Genomic DNA, 16,074 nt, shown 5'->3' with positions numbered 1-16,074 from the left:
AGCCGAAAACTGCTGTCTCTTCCTCTTCTAGTATCACTTTGAAGCTAGATCCGTCAACCGGGCAATACGCTACGTCTTGTGGCATTCCCGGCATTAGGACGTCCTGTCCGTCGAGACAACTCGTAAGATAAGATCTTCGGCTAAAACCCCCGCGTCCTGCGGGAACACCGAAGTCACCACATCCGTGTGGAAGCTCGTGTAGGAAACGCTCGTGCCTGAAGTCTAGACATCAATCGAGACATTGAAATTTATACTTTCTTACCTTTAAACAAAGAAAAGGCTTCGCCACAAAATTGTGCGGAGCCTTATTCTTGTTTTACGATCAGAAAGATCAGCTTATATTAGAAACGAGTTCATTCGTTTTTTGATCGTCCTCTTCTTTATCAACTGTAATCTTTTGCTGTTTTTTCATTGAAACGCCTGTAAATCCATAAATAACTGTAATGATCGGGCAAAGTAAACAGAAGAACGCAAATGGGGCAAATGATAATACTGGTACATTTAGTACACTTGCCATAAATACACCGCTGACCCCATATGGAATGAGTGGATTGATGACCGTTCCGCCAGATTCTAATACTTTTGATAAATGCTTGCCTGTGTATCCCATTTCTTTATAGCGCCTCTCATAAGCTTCACCTGTTAATACGACAGACATATATTGTTCGCCGAGGCTCAAGTTAATACCTATGCCAGATAAGACGGTAGAAAGGACAATTTTCCCTCGTGTTTCTACTAGTTTATGAATAGCAGACATCAACGATTGGATGACGTTAAGCTCTGAAAGAATTCCACCCATCGATAGAGCGAGTAATAGCAGGGACACTGCCCACATCATACTTTGAATACCACCGCTACTTAAAATATCATCTACTTGCTCGTTTCCAGTTGATGCTTCAAAACCGTTCTGTATTAATGACATCCATTCTGAAATGTTTACCCCACCTTGCTGTAAAACAACTGAAACTGCAACACCACTTACAATCCCTAATATCATCGTTGGTATTGCTGGAAGCTTTTTAATAGCTGCAAATAACATCACAATAGCTGGTAACATGGCAAGCCAATGAACAGTTGTTACTGATGCAAAAGCTTCTATCCAAGCTTCAACTTGGCTAATATTTGCCGTCTCCGCTCCAGAACTTATTGTAAAGAAAATGATCCCTGTAATGATAAACGCAGGAATAGTTGTCCAGAGCATGTGACGGATATGTTCAAATAAATCAACTTTGCAAACAGAAGAAGCTAAGTTCGTCGTATCAGACATTGGACTCATTTTATCTCCAAACATCGCTCCGGAAACTACTGCTCCAGCTACCATAGCCAAGTTGAAATCAAGTGCTGTCCCTAATGCCATAAAAGCAACTCCAATGGTCGATGCTGTTGTAAATGAGCTGCCTATTGATATTCCGATAATTGCTGTAACAAGGAATACACTTAATAAGAAATATTCGATTGATATTATTTCAAAGCTGAAAGCAATTAGTGTCGGGATCGTTCCAGACTTCATCCAAACAGCAATAAGAACTCCAATTAGCATGAATATGATGACAGGAACAATGCCTGACTGCACACCTTTAATCATCCCGTTTTCAATCGTTTTCCATTCAAATTTACGTAGTTTCCCCCATGTAATTAATAGGAGGATTACAATAAAAATTGGAACGTGTGGTTCTGCTTCAAAAAGAAACAAAGAAGATCCAATAACTACTAATATTGAAAATAAAATTATAACGGATTCCCACCCTCGGATGTGAATTGCACTGTTGTTGTCTCCCATGGAAACCTCTCCTCTTCAAACAACGAAATTGTCGGGGACCAGGTCCATGACAATTTTGTGAACTTTTGTTCGCTTTTTTTGATAAGTTAAACTTACAATCGCTTGATCACTTAATCACTTAAACGCTTTTAAGTGGTAAAGTGATGCGGGCTGTTTCTATCCTAACGAAGATCTAGTAGTTTGTCAATCTATTGTTCATATAGGCCCAGAAATTATTAGGTAGTAATAAAAGGAAATGAATTTACAAATCTTTAACATACAAAACATATGGATTATTGTCACAGACAAATATGTTTGTCAATAGATTTCAAACAATTGTGCGGGACCTGGTACCGCACAATTAATACCGCTCAATTATGTTATAATGACTTCATCATTTTGATATTAAGGGGATTCAATTAATATGAACGAAGCTACGCCTATGGAACGAGTACTTGGATCAATTGCTCATTTCCTTGCTATTATTCCAATTCCGATTGGGAACATAATACTCACCTTCACTTATTGGCTATTAATGAAATCTAACTCAGAATTTGTTAACCGCCAAGGTAAGGAATCTTTAAATTTACAAATTAGTATTACATTATACAGCCTTTTAATCTTTATTATTATGTACACAATTATGACGGACTTAATATCAGGGACGATTTTAATTGGAATATTTGCGGTTTTAGGAACGTTTACTGCTTTGTCAATATCGATATTTATTTACCTTTTCTATGTAGTGACTGTGCTCATAACTATTGTTTTCTGTTTGTTTGGTAGAGAAAAACGATACCCGCTTATTATCAGATTTATATCCTAACGTACGTTTATTATTAGTTTAAGCCCAAATTGTTTATGGTTTATGTATGAGAGAAAAGCGGAAAAACTGATAATGAAGAAAAGTAGCTTTTTACTTATTAAACTTCTTGCCTAAAAACATTACTCCAGAATAAAATTGTCGGGGACCAGATCCCCGACAATTTGTGAAAGCTCTTGACAATGTCCTTTTGACATGATTGATTTCTTTGTATGGAATATTCTGCTATGATAAGAAAAGCGCAAGCGCCTTCTGTTATCGACGAAGAAAACTGGTCGGACAAAAACGCTACGTCCTATGGCATATGCCCGACACTGGAACGTCCATGTTCGTCGGAATTAGTCGGGTGAGATAAAGGAGTGTCGAAAGCTTGTCTTTGTCTCTTCCTCTACTAGTATTGCTTTGGGGTGTATCCGTCAACCGGGCAATACGCCACGTCCTGTGGCATGCCCGGCATTAGGACGTCCTGTCCATCGAGATAATTCGAAGTCTTACGTGATGTAAACGCTCGTCGCTGAAGCTAGACAACAATCGAGAGATTGAAATTTTATACTTTCTTAACCTTTTAAAAAAGAAATCTTGTTCATTCGACAAATTTACTTTTTTATAGTATTAGAATATTATTGTAAAAAAAGGAGGGCTGGCATGACAAAGAATCACGGAATTATCGCAGCTCGCTTTACAATAGTCGTTTTACTAAGCATCGGAACATTATGGTTTTTAGGCTGGCTCTTCACGATCTCCTATCCATTTTGGATTGCCGCTGGCCTTGTTTGGATGTTTATGCCACTCATTCGATTATTAAATGATAAAGTCAAACTTCCATATGGACTGTCTGTTTTGACCGCACTTTTGATCGGCTTAAGTACACTAGCAGGAATATTTACCGGTCTAACCTTTTTAGTCATTTTTGGAGTACGACGCTTGTCAGAATATTTACCTTCATGGGTTGAACACGGATCGATCCAAGTACAGCAGTTTTTTAATCAATCTGTATTACCGATTTGGAATCAACTTTCTGGTGCAATGGATTCTTTAACCCCTGAACAGCAAAGTACACTACATGAAGGAATTGCGGAGTTAGGTAGCCAATTAGCATCAATGCTCGGGGAAATGGGTCAAAAATTTGTTGATACCCTTACTCAGCTCTTGATCGCCGTCCCAACATTTTTAATAGGCTTCTTATTTATCTTTTTAGCCTTTTATTTTTTAGGAAAGGATTGGGATTCATTAGTTAAAAGAGCGAAAAAGATAACCCCGGCACCACTAATACGTAAAGGACGAGCATTTAGAAAAATGTTCAGCTATCGTGTTCTTGGATTTCTAAGAGCACAAATTATTCTTATGGGTATTGCCTCTCTTATCGTATTAGTTGGGTTATCCATTTTAAGAGTGGAACAAGCTTTAACGATTGCAATCATTGTTGGTGTCGCCGAAATCCTTCCTTATCTAGGTTCAGGAACGATTTTGATCCCTTGGCTCATTTATCTTTTTATAACCGGTGATATAAGTATGGGAATAGGTATTGCCGTCGTATACGGAGTAACAGTCGCAATTCGTCAAACAATTGAACCGAAAGTTTTATCAACAAGTATGAACTTAAATGCTCTCGGCGTTCTTGTTTCATTGTTCATTGGTTTTCAACTGTTTGGAATACTGGGCTTGTTTATCGGTCCATTTGTATTAGTGATTGTTGTCATCATGAAAGACATCGGTATATGGAAAGATGTAGGTTATTTCATTAGATATGGATTTGTTGATGAAACGTCACCAAAACAAAATAGCAAATAATCAAAAACGACTTTCACAATTTACGATTGTAATGAAAGTCGTTTTCTTTTATAATTTTAATTGATAATGATTTTCAATTTCAACTAAAGGAGAGATACTATGAGCTCAATCATGATTGTCGGCGGAGACAAGCTTGGTGCAATCCCAGATCATTTAACACATCTTGGTTTCGAAACGTACATTCATATTTCTGGACGTAAAACGAAAATGATTACTAAGTCTATCCCTCCTAATGTAGATATAATTCTTGTATTAACTGATTACATAAACCATAATTTAGCAAAGAAAATGAAGAAAAAAGCACAGCAACAATCGATTCCTATTTGTTTTTCGAGGCGTTCATGGTGTGCAATTTATCAAACGCTAACAACATGTGAGCACGTGTGCAGTAGATGTCCATTTATTCATAACTGAGGTGGTTACTCATGTTTCATTTAAAGGCATTCTATATGAATGAGGAGATCAATACTCTACAAGATTTAGTTCAACTCACGTTTGCCAAATCGATGTCATCACAATCCATAACCAAAATGAAAATGTTAAATCACTTTTATGAAGAATCACATCCATGTCTGGACCGGGTGTTTCATTCAAGTGCAGATTTCCTTATCAAAATTACGGCAATCATTGACTACTCTCTTAAAGTACAACACAGGCTGTCTTGTTTCTGCTTAAAAAATATCGTTTTTTATGAGAATATTTTCATCTTTACTGGGAATCACCGCGACAAGAAAATGAAGAAAGAAACTTGGATCTTTTTAACAAACGAAAGTAAACCATATATCCCTAAGTTAGTAGAATATTTAAAATCACATTCTCCCACAGAAACGAGACAGCACAATTGTTACATTTATGAAGTTGAATCAGGCATTTTGCATGTACATTCTATAAAGGGGATAGGTTCGGGAACTTATTTACGAAGACATCTTTAATTTTTGCTGATACTATCATTCACTTTGAAGCCAAACGTCTGTAATCCTTTTATGATGAACACTTTCCGACCACTGAACTGGCGCTTCAGACCACGTCTTACCTTTGTCATCTGAACAATATATTCCATTATTATTTACCGCATAAAAACAGTGTGGTTCATTTGGATTTGAATGGAGATGGTATACAGTGGAATGAGTTGGATCAGGTAAACCATCTGAGACTCTTGACCACACTCCACCTGTTTTTTCCCGCCTGTATATGTGGGTATGAGCACGACTTGGTGAATAAGCTGTCATGGGGCCTTCCGCAGCCGAGACAACAACCAATTCTGAGTCACCGGGATCAACAGCAACGTGGACGAGATACGTAAACTCTCCTAAGCCATCATTGTGCGTATTCCAAGTATTCCCTTTATCACGACTTTCTGCAAAACCTCCCCCTCCTGCCTCATAAATAAGTTGATCATTTTCTGGATGGACTTTAATTGTATGACAGTCAAACTGAGAGCCTTCCTTGCGATCTTCAAAGCTCTTTCCGCCGTCAAGACTTCTCATTACACCACCTAGCTCAATCCCTGCCAAAATGAAGTTTTTATCTTTTTTACTAGTAGCTATATCACGAACATGGTGAGTGTATGGTCGCGGAGGAAAACTCCACGTCGACTTCGACGGTAACGTTAATAAAGACGGAAATCGCTCCCACGTTTGCCCATAATTAGTAGTACAGTATAACTCACTAGGTTCTGTCCCAACGTATAGACGTGTTTCTTCATCTCTGTCAGTTCCTTTGTAGGATGTAACGTGAAGTGCCATGACTCTGTTATGCAAAACATCTTTACCGATCTGCTCCCAGCTCTCACCTTCATTTGTACTGTACCATAACCCGTGATCTAACGTTCCGGCAAACACAGCTCCGCCTTGAGGTTCAGCAGCAACCGCTTGAATATCTCCCTTTGGTAAACTCCGAGAAACCAAAGACCATTCGCCAGTTCTCTTTTCAGCAACTAACAACTCGTTTCCTGAAGCAATAAATAATTTCATCATCATTCCCCCTTCATTTTGTACTTAATTAAGACGTTCTTGATTTATGACCAGAATCCTCTAAAAATCCACTTTCATCCCCATTTCTATTTTTATTTTTATTATCATTTCCATTTCATTCAATCCCCTCTATAATTCCTTTCCATAATTGCCCAAGTGCCTGGCACCTGGATATTTTTTGGATATTATTGGTTTCAGCTGATTTATTTTGTGGTTAATTAAATGATGAGCGATTGTGTTTAGTGATTTTGAATTTGAGTTTGATAGTTTTGGATAGGGTTTTCAATAGTTCGCTACGGTTTCTGAAGTTGGGTGGTGTATTGCTTATTCTTCCCTTGTCAGGTTGCAATCTTCTACCTACAATAGAGTTAACGAAGGAGGAGATGCTCACGTGAAAGCAACATATGATCAAGCTTTGGAATATGATAAAAACGATCCGCTGGCAATTTATAAAGAGGAATTTTATATACACGATTCACGTCTGTATATGGATGGGAACTCCCTCGGACTATTGTCTAAAAGAGCTGAGCAAGCTTTAGAAAGATCATTAAACGATTGGAAAGAACACGGAATTGACGGTTGGACAGACGGACAAGAGCCTTGGTACTTCTTATCAGAAAAGTTAGGTGAAATGACTTCTCCACTGTTAGGAGCAAAACCTCATGAAGTCATCTCAACAGGGTCCATTACGACAAATTTGCACCAAATGGTCGCAACTTTTTTTCAACCTGAAGGTAAGAAAACGAAAATATTAACTGAAGAACTTGCATTCCCGACCGATATTTACGTATTAAAAAGTCAGCTGGCTTTACATGGTCTTAATCCTGATGAACATTTACAAGTAGTGAAAAGTGAAAATGGTCTCACACTTAACGAGGATACGATTATTGAAAATATGACAGAAGATGTTGCACTTGTTCTACTCCCTTCTGTTCTCTACCGCAGCGGTCAACTGTTAAATGTGAAAAAACTAACTGAAGAGGCACATGCAAGAGGGATCATCATAGGATTTGACCTTGCACATTCAGTAGGGATTATTCCTCATCAGCTTCATACTATTGGATGTGACTTTGCAGTATGGTGTACATATAAATATTTAAATAGTGGACCAGGAGGTGTTGGGGGATTATTTATCCACGAAAAACACCACGGTAAAAAACCTGGTTTAGCCGGCTGGTTTGGGTCAAATAAAGTAAAGCAATTTGATATGGTACATGAAATGACCCATGCTGATACAGCCGGAGCTTACCAATTAGGTACTCCGCACATATTTAGCAGTGCTCCATTAATTGGTTCTCTCGAAATGTTTCATGAGGCAGGTATTGAGAATATAAGAGAGAAATCTTTGAAGTTAACTAACTTTTTGTTAGAGTGCTTGTCGAAAGAGGATTTAACGTCTACGTTTGAGATCATTACTCCACTTGAAGAAAATAGTCGAGGCGGACATATTGCCGTTGCCCATAAAGAAGCAGCTAGAATTTGTAAAGCATTAAAAAGAAAAGGGATCATCCCCGATTTTCGTTCGCCAAACGTAATCCGCTTTGCACCAATTGCACTCTATACCTCCTTTGAAGATGTTTGGACGACCGTTCAATCATTAAAAGAAATTATGAATCAACAGGAATATAAAGACTTTTCCAATGACCGGAACGTCATTGCGTAACATAAAAACTGTTCATTTAAGCCTATCATCGTTGATGAAAAACACCAAAAATTTCCAGGTGCCAGGCACCTGGAAATTTTTGTGTCAATGTATCAATCAATCTACTTATTTTTATTCGCTTCAATTTCTTCAACTAATACAGAGAGTTCTTCCCAGCGTTCCATCGCTTTTTCTAATTGATCTTCCACCTGTTTTTGTTCCTCATATAACTCTCGCGCTAAATCAAAATCACTACCCGTGTTTTGGATTTCCTGTTCTATAGACTCGACTTTTTCTTCCAAATGAGCAATTCGATCTTCAATTTCCTCCCATTCCTTTTGGTCTTTATAGGAAAGTTTCTTCGGCTTTTTTTTCTCACCCGCATGTTGTTCCTCCCTCTTAACGTCTCGATCGTTGTCAGCTTGCTTTACACGCATTAGTTCATGTGTAACAGTTTCCATATAATCACTATAACTTCCTTGGAAACGATCAACATTTCCTCTTCCATCGAAAACAAGTAACTTATCTACTACACGATCAAGGAAATATCTATCATGCGAAACCGTCACGACAACACCAGGGAATTGATCTAAGTAATCCTCTAAAACTGCAAGCGTTTGTGTATCTAAATCGTTCGTCGGTTCATCTAAAAACAACACATTTGGTTCATCCATTAAAATTTTTAATAAATATAGACGGCGCCTCTCACCGCCAGACAACCTGCGAATGTGCGTTCTTTGCATAAAACGAGGGAAAAGAAACCGCTCAAGCATTTGTTCAGCCGTAATGACTGAACCATCTGCTGTGTGAACAACTTCTGCAACATCCTTAATATAATCAAGCATCCGCATATCTTCATCCATTTGCTCATGGCTCTGTGTGTAATAACCAATTTTTACGGTCTCACCGACAGCAATTGTACCTGAGTCTGGTATAAGACGATTTGCCATAATATTTAATAATGTCGATTTACCGCTTCCATTCGGTCCAATAATTCCTAATCGATCACCAGGCGTCAATAAATATTCCACTCCGCTAAATAAGCTTTTCCCTTCAAAGGAATGACGAACATTTTCAAGTTCAATGACTTTTTTTCCTAGACGAGTTGAGCCGATTGCAAAGTCAACATCCCCTTTGTCCTTTACGGAGCCCTCTTTTTGGATGTTTTCAATTCGCTGTTTACGCGCTTTTTGCTTCGTTGTTCTCGCTTTTGCACCACGTTGCAGCCAAGCAAGCTCCCTTCGCAAAATATTTTGCCGCTTATCCTCTTGCTTCGCTTCTTCTCGTTCACGCTCTGCCTTTTTTTCTAAAAATAGCTCGTAGTTTCCTTCGTATTGATAAAGCTGTCCATTATCGAGTTCAAAAATCCGATTCGTAACCCGGTTTAAAAAATAGCGGTCATGTGTAATCACCATTAAAGATCCGCGATATTGAGATAAATATGTTTCTAGCCATTCGATAGTCTCGTTATCTAAATGGTTCGTCGGTTCATCTAGTAAAAGTAAATCAGCTGGTTGGATCAGAGATTTTGCAATCGCAACACGTTTTTGCTGTCCCCCTGAAAGATATTTTACTTTTTTTGAAAAGTCGCTTATACCGAGCTTAGTTAAAATGGTTTTAGCAATGGTATTCGCTTCCCACGCTTCAGCTTTAACCATTTTTTCTTGAGCAGCTGATAGCTGATTTTGCAAGTTTTCATTCAGTGGATCTTGTTCTAAGGACAGTAACGCTAGCTCATAGTTACGCATCGTTTTCATAATAAGCGAGTCTCCATCATACACTTGCTCAATCACTGACTTATCTAATTGAAGATCCGGTTCTTGTGGTAAATATTCAATATGAAACTGATTTGCATGTATAAGTTCTCCGTCTTCCTTTCCTTCAATACGCGCTAACACTTTAAGAAGAGAAGATTTCCCGGTTCCATTTACACCGATCAGCCCAATTCTCTCCTTTTCTTCAACAGTAAAAGAAATATAATCAAACAGAGTTTTCTCTCCATACGTTTTTAACAAATTTTCAACTCGTAAAATACTCATAACATCATCCTCCATTTTCATTGTAGCATGTTTTAAACGGACGTTAGCAAGCGCAGCCCCTCCCCTAAAAAAATGTCAAAAAATATCCATGTGCCTGGCACCTGGATATTTTTTGACATTTTTAGATATTTTGATTTTACACGATGTTTTTCTGTTTTGTTGTAAGTATTATGATACTCTAATAAGGGATGAAACTAGGAAGGGGATTTATCCGTATAATATGATGATCCTATTATTTCTTTAGATTAAAATGAGGTGTTTACATTGGTACAAATGCTTATTATGAGTGCTTTATTAGCACTATTATTCCTACCACTACAACTAGAATGGTGGAAGGGAAGCTTTTTTCGCAAGTGGCTTATTCCAAGATATATTATCGGTTTAGCTTATGGGATTTTCTTATTTTATGTTGGACTTCTAGACCAATCTGTAACAGCAATCATCACCTATTATCTCCCGATTGTAGGGATTGCACTCATTGCAGACAACACTATCGTGTTTTCATTTAAAAAGACATTCCGAAAGCAAAAAGCTGTCATTGGAGCTGGGATTGGATTATTACTCCTTGCAGGCTTTGCATTGTTTTGGATCCTTCAGCCGTTATTTTTAGCTGATGCTAAATATAACATTGCCGGAGGAGAAGAAGTAACTATTGAAGAACTGAACCCTGTCAACGAAGAATCAATCCCGGTCGTGTCAAGAAACTATGCCCGATATCGTACCGATGTACAAATGGGTCAGCTTGATAACCCGGCATTTTACAACCTTGGAGAAACGAGAATTCAGCGCGTTGACGATACGTTATTTTGGGTTACTCCTATTGAATACGACGGCTTCTTCCGTTGGATCAGAAGTGATGCTGTACCTGGTTATATTATGGTTAATGCAGAAAACTCCCGTGCAGAACCTGAACTCGTATTAACTGAAATGAATATCGTCCCTTCTGCATTTTTCCATGAAAACTTAGAACGTCAAGTTCGTATGGAGTATCCTGACATCCTTATGCTTGATACGAGTTTTGAAATCGACAGTGAAGGAAACCCGTATTATATTGTCAGTTTTGGACATTACACGGAATTCAGACGAGTCGCAGATGTCGACGGAGTTGTCATCGTTGATCCGCAAACTGGTGAAATGGAAAAATACGAAAAAGAAGAAACACCTGAGTGGGTAAATAGAATTTATCCTCCGCACATTGCTGAAGAACGAAATCAGTGGTTCGGTATTTATAAACAAGGCTTGATCAACCGTTTCTTCGGCCGTGAAGGATTAACAGAACCGACACAATGGACTGCCGATGATGCAGTTACGGGGGTCGTAGACCAAGATCTTAATTTAAATTGGTTTACTGACCATATGCGATTGCGAGGCAGTGAAGAAACGTCTAATTCAATGGTTGGTTTTACGATGTTCGACGCTCGAACTGGAGAATTAAAATACTTCCGCGATGCAAGCGGATCCCTTAATGGTCGTACAGCTATGAACCTTGCAGAACGAACGTTTAGGCGTGATGATTATGTAGCAGGCACACCATCTTTATACAATATTTACGGTCAATACACGTGGGTAGTCCCGCTTATGGACCGAAACAATGTCCTGCGGCAAATTATGCTCGTCAATGCTCGAAGTGAAAACACTTACGGATATGGGGAAACAAAGAGGGAAGCATTTGGTGCTTATCAACTTGAATTATCCACATCCGTCGATGATGATGTTGTTCCAGGTGAATTGACTGATTTGACCGAAATTACAACAACGGTCGAGCGTGTCTATCAATGGGACCGTGAAGATAATGTGACAGTACGACTTCTGTTAGAAGATCATGACCGGATTTTCACGGTTAATGCATCTGCCTATCCAAGAGCTGTCTTTATTCAGCCGGACGATGAAATAACGATACGCTTTGTCGATTCTGGAGAAGAAGTTCAACCTATTGAAGAACTAGAGTTTTAATATATTCAAAAAATTTGGCAGGTCGTTTTACAACGGCCTGCCTTCCTTTCTATCTATTACACTTCTCCTCTATTATAGGCTTCGGCGGATTTATAAGCGTCAACCATTCCGTAGATCCAAAAAATCGGAAACGTAATAAACCCTATAAGTACAACCATCAACATCGAATTGAAAATTTGAATAATCATAAACGCAATTCCTTTACCAATTTGACCATTATAAATTTGACCGAGTCCTGTCCAAAGCGCACTAAGCACTGCTGCTACTCCAGGATTTTTTAATGGATATTGGCCAGACACCCACCTCAACTCCTTTCTTTTCTAAAACCTCGTCTTCACATTACTGCTCATGATAGAAACAATAAAACAGTTCCCTTTATTTATAGCGAGCTGCAACCATTTTATGCTTAGAATTATGAGGAAAATGAACAGAATTCCATAAGGAAAAAAAGCGAGGAGGTCGACAACGAAGAAAACCAACATTTACCAGGTGCCAGGCACCTGGTAAATGTTGGTTTTTCCTTTAACCGATGTCTATGCATCCAGCTCTAACAATTCTTCAATATCTTCTTTATTTAAGGAGGAAATCATCGTTTCTCCAGATTGAATGACTTGATCCAGCAACTCCCTTTTTTTCTCTTGTAACATGTGAATTTTCTCTTCGATCGTTCCAGTTGTAATGAGCTTTGTCACTTGGACAACTTTTTTCTGACCATACCTGTATACGCGATCAGCAGCCTGCTCCTCTACTGCAGGATTCCACCAAGAATCATACAAAACAACTGTATCGCCCCCAGTTAAATTCAGGCCGGTTCCGCCTGCTTTTAACGAAATTAAGAAGAAATCTTTTTCCCCGTCGTTAAACTTGTCTGCCAGTTTCAGCCTTTCCTCTGAAGGTGTCGTTCCATCAAGATAATGATAGTCCCAACCTCTTCTATCAAGCTCTTCTTTTAATATTGCAAGCATCGTCGTAAACTGACTGAAAATAACAAGCCGCTGACCGTTAGCATGAGCCTCCTCCAAATAATCGAGCAGCCTTTCGAGCTTCCCAGAACTACCCTCATAGTTTTCAAGAAACATGCCCGGGTGGCAGCATATTTGTCGCAGTCTCGTCAGTCCCGCTAATATTTTCATCCGATTTTGCTGAAATGCATTTGCTTTAATCGCATCGCTCGCCTCATCTTTAATAAGTCGCAGCTGAGCCATATACAATTTTTTTTGATCGTCATTAAGCTCGGTATATTGAACATTTTCAATTTTTTCAGGTAAATCTTTTAATACATCCTTCTTTAATCTACGCAATACAAAAGGGCGGATCCGTTTTGTAATTCGTTCTTGTGACATTTCTTTATACGACCGCTTATTCGCAAACAGTCCTGGCAGCACTAAATCAATGATCGAGTATAGTTCATCAAGTGAGTTTTCAATTGGAGTTCCGCTAAGTGCAAAAGAAAATTTCGAGCGTATTCGTTTTACTGCTTTCGATGTTTTTGTCCAATCATTTTTGACATATTGCGCTTCATCTAAAATGACCGTAGAAAAAACTTTATCTTCATAATGTTCTTCGTCTCTTCTTAGTAAAGGATATGATGTAATCCAGACATCTTCTTTTCCTTCTTGATTATGGAGCAGCTCTTTTCTTTCTTGTACGGATCCAGAAATAACGTTTACGGTTAATGAAGGTGCAAATCGTTCAATTTCTTTTTTCCAGTTAAAAACAAGGCTTGACGGGCAGATGATTAAAGCTGGCTCTGTCACACCATTCTCCTTTTGTTTACACAAATATGCAATCATTTGCACCGTTTTTCCAAGTCCCATATCATCTGCTAATATCCCGCCTAAATTGTAATGAGCAAGCGACATAATCCATTTATAACCCGTCTCCTGGTATTGTCTCAAGTCGGCCTTCAAGGAATCAGGTAACCGATAGTCCATTTCCTCAGGGTGGTCAATGGCATCAATTAACGACTTAAACTGCTTACCTCGTTTTAAAACAGCTTGATGTTCCCGCTGGTTAATCTGGAATGCTTTTAAGAACGGGACGGAAGTGTTCGCCTGCAGATCATCGTTCGGTATATCAAGATCTTGATAGAGCTCTTTCACTTCTTGGAAGCTTTCATTTTCAAGTGAAACAAATGAACCGTTCGACAGCTGGTAATACTTTTTGTTTGCTAATAAATCTTTTAATAATGCATCAATTTCGTCTTCGTTTAAGTCGTCCATTTGAAATGAGACGTCTAACAAATTGAGCTCATTGTTCGTTTCCACTCGAACTGCTGGGATTGATTCAGGTGAATAAATCAGGCTTTTCACTTTTGATGTCGCAAATAAATGAAATTCCTCTGACAGTTTTGGAATTTCATCAAAAACAAAATCAATGATCTCATCGAAATCATTTAAAAATAGCTCTTTTCCATTATATTTAAATGGAATATTTTCAATAAGTGACAATAAATAAAGCTCTTGTTCTACATCTCGGGCAATCACTTTGTCCGATTTTTCATGATCCTCTGAATCGAATGGTGAAAAATGAAGATCCCCATATTGGAATTCAACTTTTGCAGTGAGCCTCTCTTCATCATAATCAACCATAAGGTTTGCTTTTAATGGTGACATATCAATTAGTTGATCAATTTCCTCACTAATTCCTACATCTCCAACTTGCTTTAATTGCGGCAGCACGACTGATGTGAATGTTTCCAATTCTGTTTTAGTAAAATGCAGTGCAGAATGACCGTGGAGCTCTAGATGACTAGTCAGTAAATGAACGACTTCGCGACCTTCTGCTGGTAACTTATAAAATGCATTTTTATATAAAGCTGAATCGTAATCTTGATCTAATAAAAGAAAGTCATCTTCATTTTCCCAATTAAACACGTACGTATCTTCATAATTGTCATGGTTTCGAAGCTGAAATTGCATTGGTAATGGTTCTTGTCTGACATCAATACTATGGAATTGTCCATTCGGAGTTTCAACTTGAACGTCTTGCCCGATCAGTAAATCAAGTATTTCATGAAACACTGTCCCAGGGATTGTCCATGCTCTTCCTTCTTTTTTTCGGTAATTAGAGTAGTACGAAATCGAAGGATGATCCGCTTCATCTTGAACTTGATAATATTTCCACATTGTTTGCAATATTTGTTTATCCCCATGTGAAAATTCATAGTCTAACGGGTCGTACGTAAAATGCTTGGCAAATTTTAACGTCTGCTTTTCAAATACTGATGTTAAAAATTCTTTAATGTCTTTTACAACATATAATCGCTTTGGGCCGACTTTCATTTCCAAAGTAGCGATACTCCCATGGTTTGTTCGAAAGCCTCCATGCAATGTAAGGTGGTATTGCACGTACAGCAAGTCTTTTTCCCTATAGCGCTCTTGTTTGTTGTAATATACTTGGCTGAAAAGATCGATGAAATTTTTCGCTTTCCTCGTTTCCATTTCAGGAAGTCTCTTCCTCTTCTTTTCGATTAGCGAATGGTGAGTGTTTATGTCTGTCGTCTTAGTCAGAGGTAACCCTTCTTTCTTTAGCTTGAGCAGTACTGCCGTAATGTGTTTACAAATACCGGGAAAATCAAAGTATGCAGGACATGTGCACTCGGTTAGATCAATTGCACCTTTATTCGTTACACCGATACTGACGTCATATTGCTCGGTACCGGTAACAGTTGCTTTATAAAGATGATTTTTTTCATCATAGTGAAAGTTTTCTACACGATCTTCTAAAAAATATCGTTTACCTCTACTAAACGTATTTGGCATTTCACATAACTTCTCAATTTCCCTTTCTTCTATTAATGTATCATTAGTCACCGTTTTCACCTCTCACAGTTAGACGAACATTTCATGTTTTCTTTTCGTTCATTTATTTGCGCATAAAAGAACCTTGGATCTGCACAAATTTGCGATGACATCAATCACCGCAATATTTACTTTACGTTTTTCATGGGACATAAGCCTGTTTAAACTTCTTTAACAATTTGTAAAGTTTTTACTTATTTACTCATTTATTGCTTTCAAATGTATTTAAATAATTTTAATTAACGATATTTTCTAAACACAGTATTGACCATTATCCCTTCATTTTACCAA

The 16,074-nt window shown here is 38.2% G+C and carries 10 protein-coding genes; 5 read left to right on the top strand and 5 right to left on the bottom strand.

Annotated features, from left to right (window positions below; translation table 11 throughout):
* Positions 1-331: 331 nt before the first annotated feature.
* Entirely contained in the window at positions 332-1,780 is a 1,449-nt protein-coding gene (nhaC, locus tag CD001_RS11220; RefSeq protein WP_096187829.1) for a Na+/H+ antiporter NhaC, read from the bottom strand.
* A 403-nt stretch (positions 1,781-2,183) separates the two neighbouring features.
* Between nhaC and CD001_RS11215 the strand changes: the two genes are divergently transcribed.
* From CD001_RS11215 to CD001_RS11205, 3 genes are all read left to right on the top strand, one after another.
* Positions 2,184-2,585 (top strand): DUF4870 domain-containing protein, encoded by a 402-nt coding sequence (locus CD001_RS11215; protein WP_096187828.1) that lies wholly within the window; start codon positions 2,184-2,186, stop codon positions 2,583-2,585.
* A gap of 642 nt (positions 2,586-3,227) precedes the next feature.
* Positions 3,228-4,373 carry a sporulation integral membrane protein YtvI gene (gene ytvI / locus CD001_RS11210; RefSeq protein ID WP_096187827.1) on the top strand — a complete coding sequence of 382 codons (1,146 nt, stop codon included), beginning with the start codon at positions 3,228-3,230 and terminating at the stop codon, positions 4,371-4,373.
* Positions 4,374-4,472: 99 nt separating this feature from the next.
* Positions 4,473-4,787 carry a DUF2325 domain-containing protein gene (locus tag CD001_RS11205; protein ID WP_096187826.1) on the top strand — a complete coding sequence of 105 codons (315 nt, stop codon included), beginning with the start codon at positions 4,473-4,475 and terminating at the stop codon, positions 4,785-4,787.
* 533 nt (positions 4,788-5,320) lie between these two features.
* On the opposite strand, the gene CD001_RS11195 is transcribed toward CD001_RS11205, so the two are convergent.
* Positions 5,321-6,346, bottom strand: coding sequence for a WD40/YVTN/BNR-like repeat-containing protein (locus CD001_RS11195; protein WP_096187824.1), 1,026 nt, complete (start codon positions 6,344-6,346; stop codon positions 5,321-5,323).
* 391 nt (positions 6,347-6,737) lie between these two features.
* Here CD001_RS11195 and kynU point away from each other — a divergent pair, with 391 nt between their 5' ends.
* Complete coding sequence (gene kynU, locus CD001_RS11190) at positions 6,738-8,009, top strand: kynureninase (protein WP_096187823.1); 1,272 nt, start codon at positions 6,738-6,740, stop codon at positions 8,007-8,009.
* A 101-nt stretch (positions 8,010-8,110) separates the two neighbouring features.
* Here kynU and CD001_RS11185 read toward each other — a convergent pair whose 3' ends face one another.
* Complete coding sequence (locus tag CD001_RS11185; RefSeq protein ID WP_096187822.1) at positions 8,111-10,027, bottom strand: ABC-F family ATP-binding cassette domain-containing protein; 1,917 nt, start codon at positions 10,025-10,027, stop codon at positions 8,111-8,113.
* 273 nt (positions 10,028-10,300) lie between these two features.
* Between CD001_RS11185 and CD001_RS11180 the strand changes: the two genes are divergently transcribed.
* Positions 10,301-11,980 (top strand): hypothetical protein, encoded by a 1,680-nt coding sequence (locus tag CD001_RS11180; RefSeq protein WP_257009979.1) that lies wholly within the window; start codon positions 10,301-10,303, stop codon positions 11,978-11,980.
* A gap of 56 nt (positions 11,981-12,036) precedes the next feature.
* Here the strand turns inward: CD001_RS11180 and CD001_RS11175 are convergent, their stop codons facing one another.
* Both CD001_RS11175 and CD001_RS11170 read right to left on the bottom strand, forming a co-directional pair.
* On the bottom strand, positions 12,037-12,279 hold the full coding sequence (locus tag CD001_RS11175) for a hypothetical protein (protein ID WP_096187820.1): 243 nt from the start codon (positions 12,277-12,279) through the stop codon (positions 12,037-12,039).
* A gap of 234 nt (positions 12,280-12,513) precedes the next feature.
* Complete coding sequence (locus CD001_RS11170) at positions 12,514-15,795, bottom strand: DEAD/DEAH box helicase (RefSeq protein WP_096187819.1); 3,282 nt, start codon at positions 15,793-15,795, stop codon at positions 12,514-12,516.
* Positions 15,796-16,074 lie beyond the last annotated feature (279 nt).

Source organism: Evansella halocellulosilytica, from assembly GCF_002335745.1.
GTDB lineage: Bacteria > Bacillota > Bacilli > Bacillales > Salisediminibacteriaceae > Bacillus_CA > Bacillus_CA halocellulosilytica.
The sequence above is the reverse complement of the archived record's forward strand: the minus strand, read 5'-3'. Positions and strand labels throughout refer to the sequence as shown.

Coding starts and splice junctions, on each gene's coding strand:
- nhaC (WP_096187829.1), bottom strand. CDS start 1,780: ATGGGAGACAACAACAGTGCAATTCACATCCGAGGGTGGGAATCCGTT.
- CD001_RS11215 (WP_096187828.1), top strand. CDS start 2,184: ATGAACGAAGCTACGCCTATGGAACGAGTACTTGGATCAATTGCTCAT.
- ytvI (WP_096187827.1), top strand. CDS start 3,228: ATGACAAAGAATCACGGAATTATCGCAGCTCGCTTTACAATAGTCGTT.
- CD001_RS11205 (WP_096187826.1), top strand. CDS start 4,473: ATGAGCTCAATCATGATTGTCGGCGGAGACAAGCTTGGTGCAATCCCA.
- CD001_RS11195 (WP_096187824.1), bottom strand. CDS start 6,346: ATGAAATTATTTATTGCTTCAGGAAACGAGTTGTTAGTTGCTGAAAAG.
- CD001_RS11185 (WP_096187822.1), bottom strand. CDS start 10,027: ATGAGTATTTTACGAGTTGAAAATTTGTTAAAAACGTATGGAGAGAAA.
- CD001_RS11180 (WP_257009979.1), top strand. CDS start 10,301: ATGCTTATTATGAGTGCTTTATTAGCACTATTATTCCTACCACTACAA.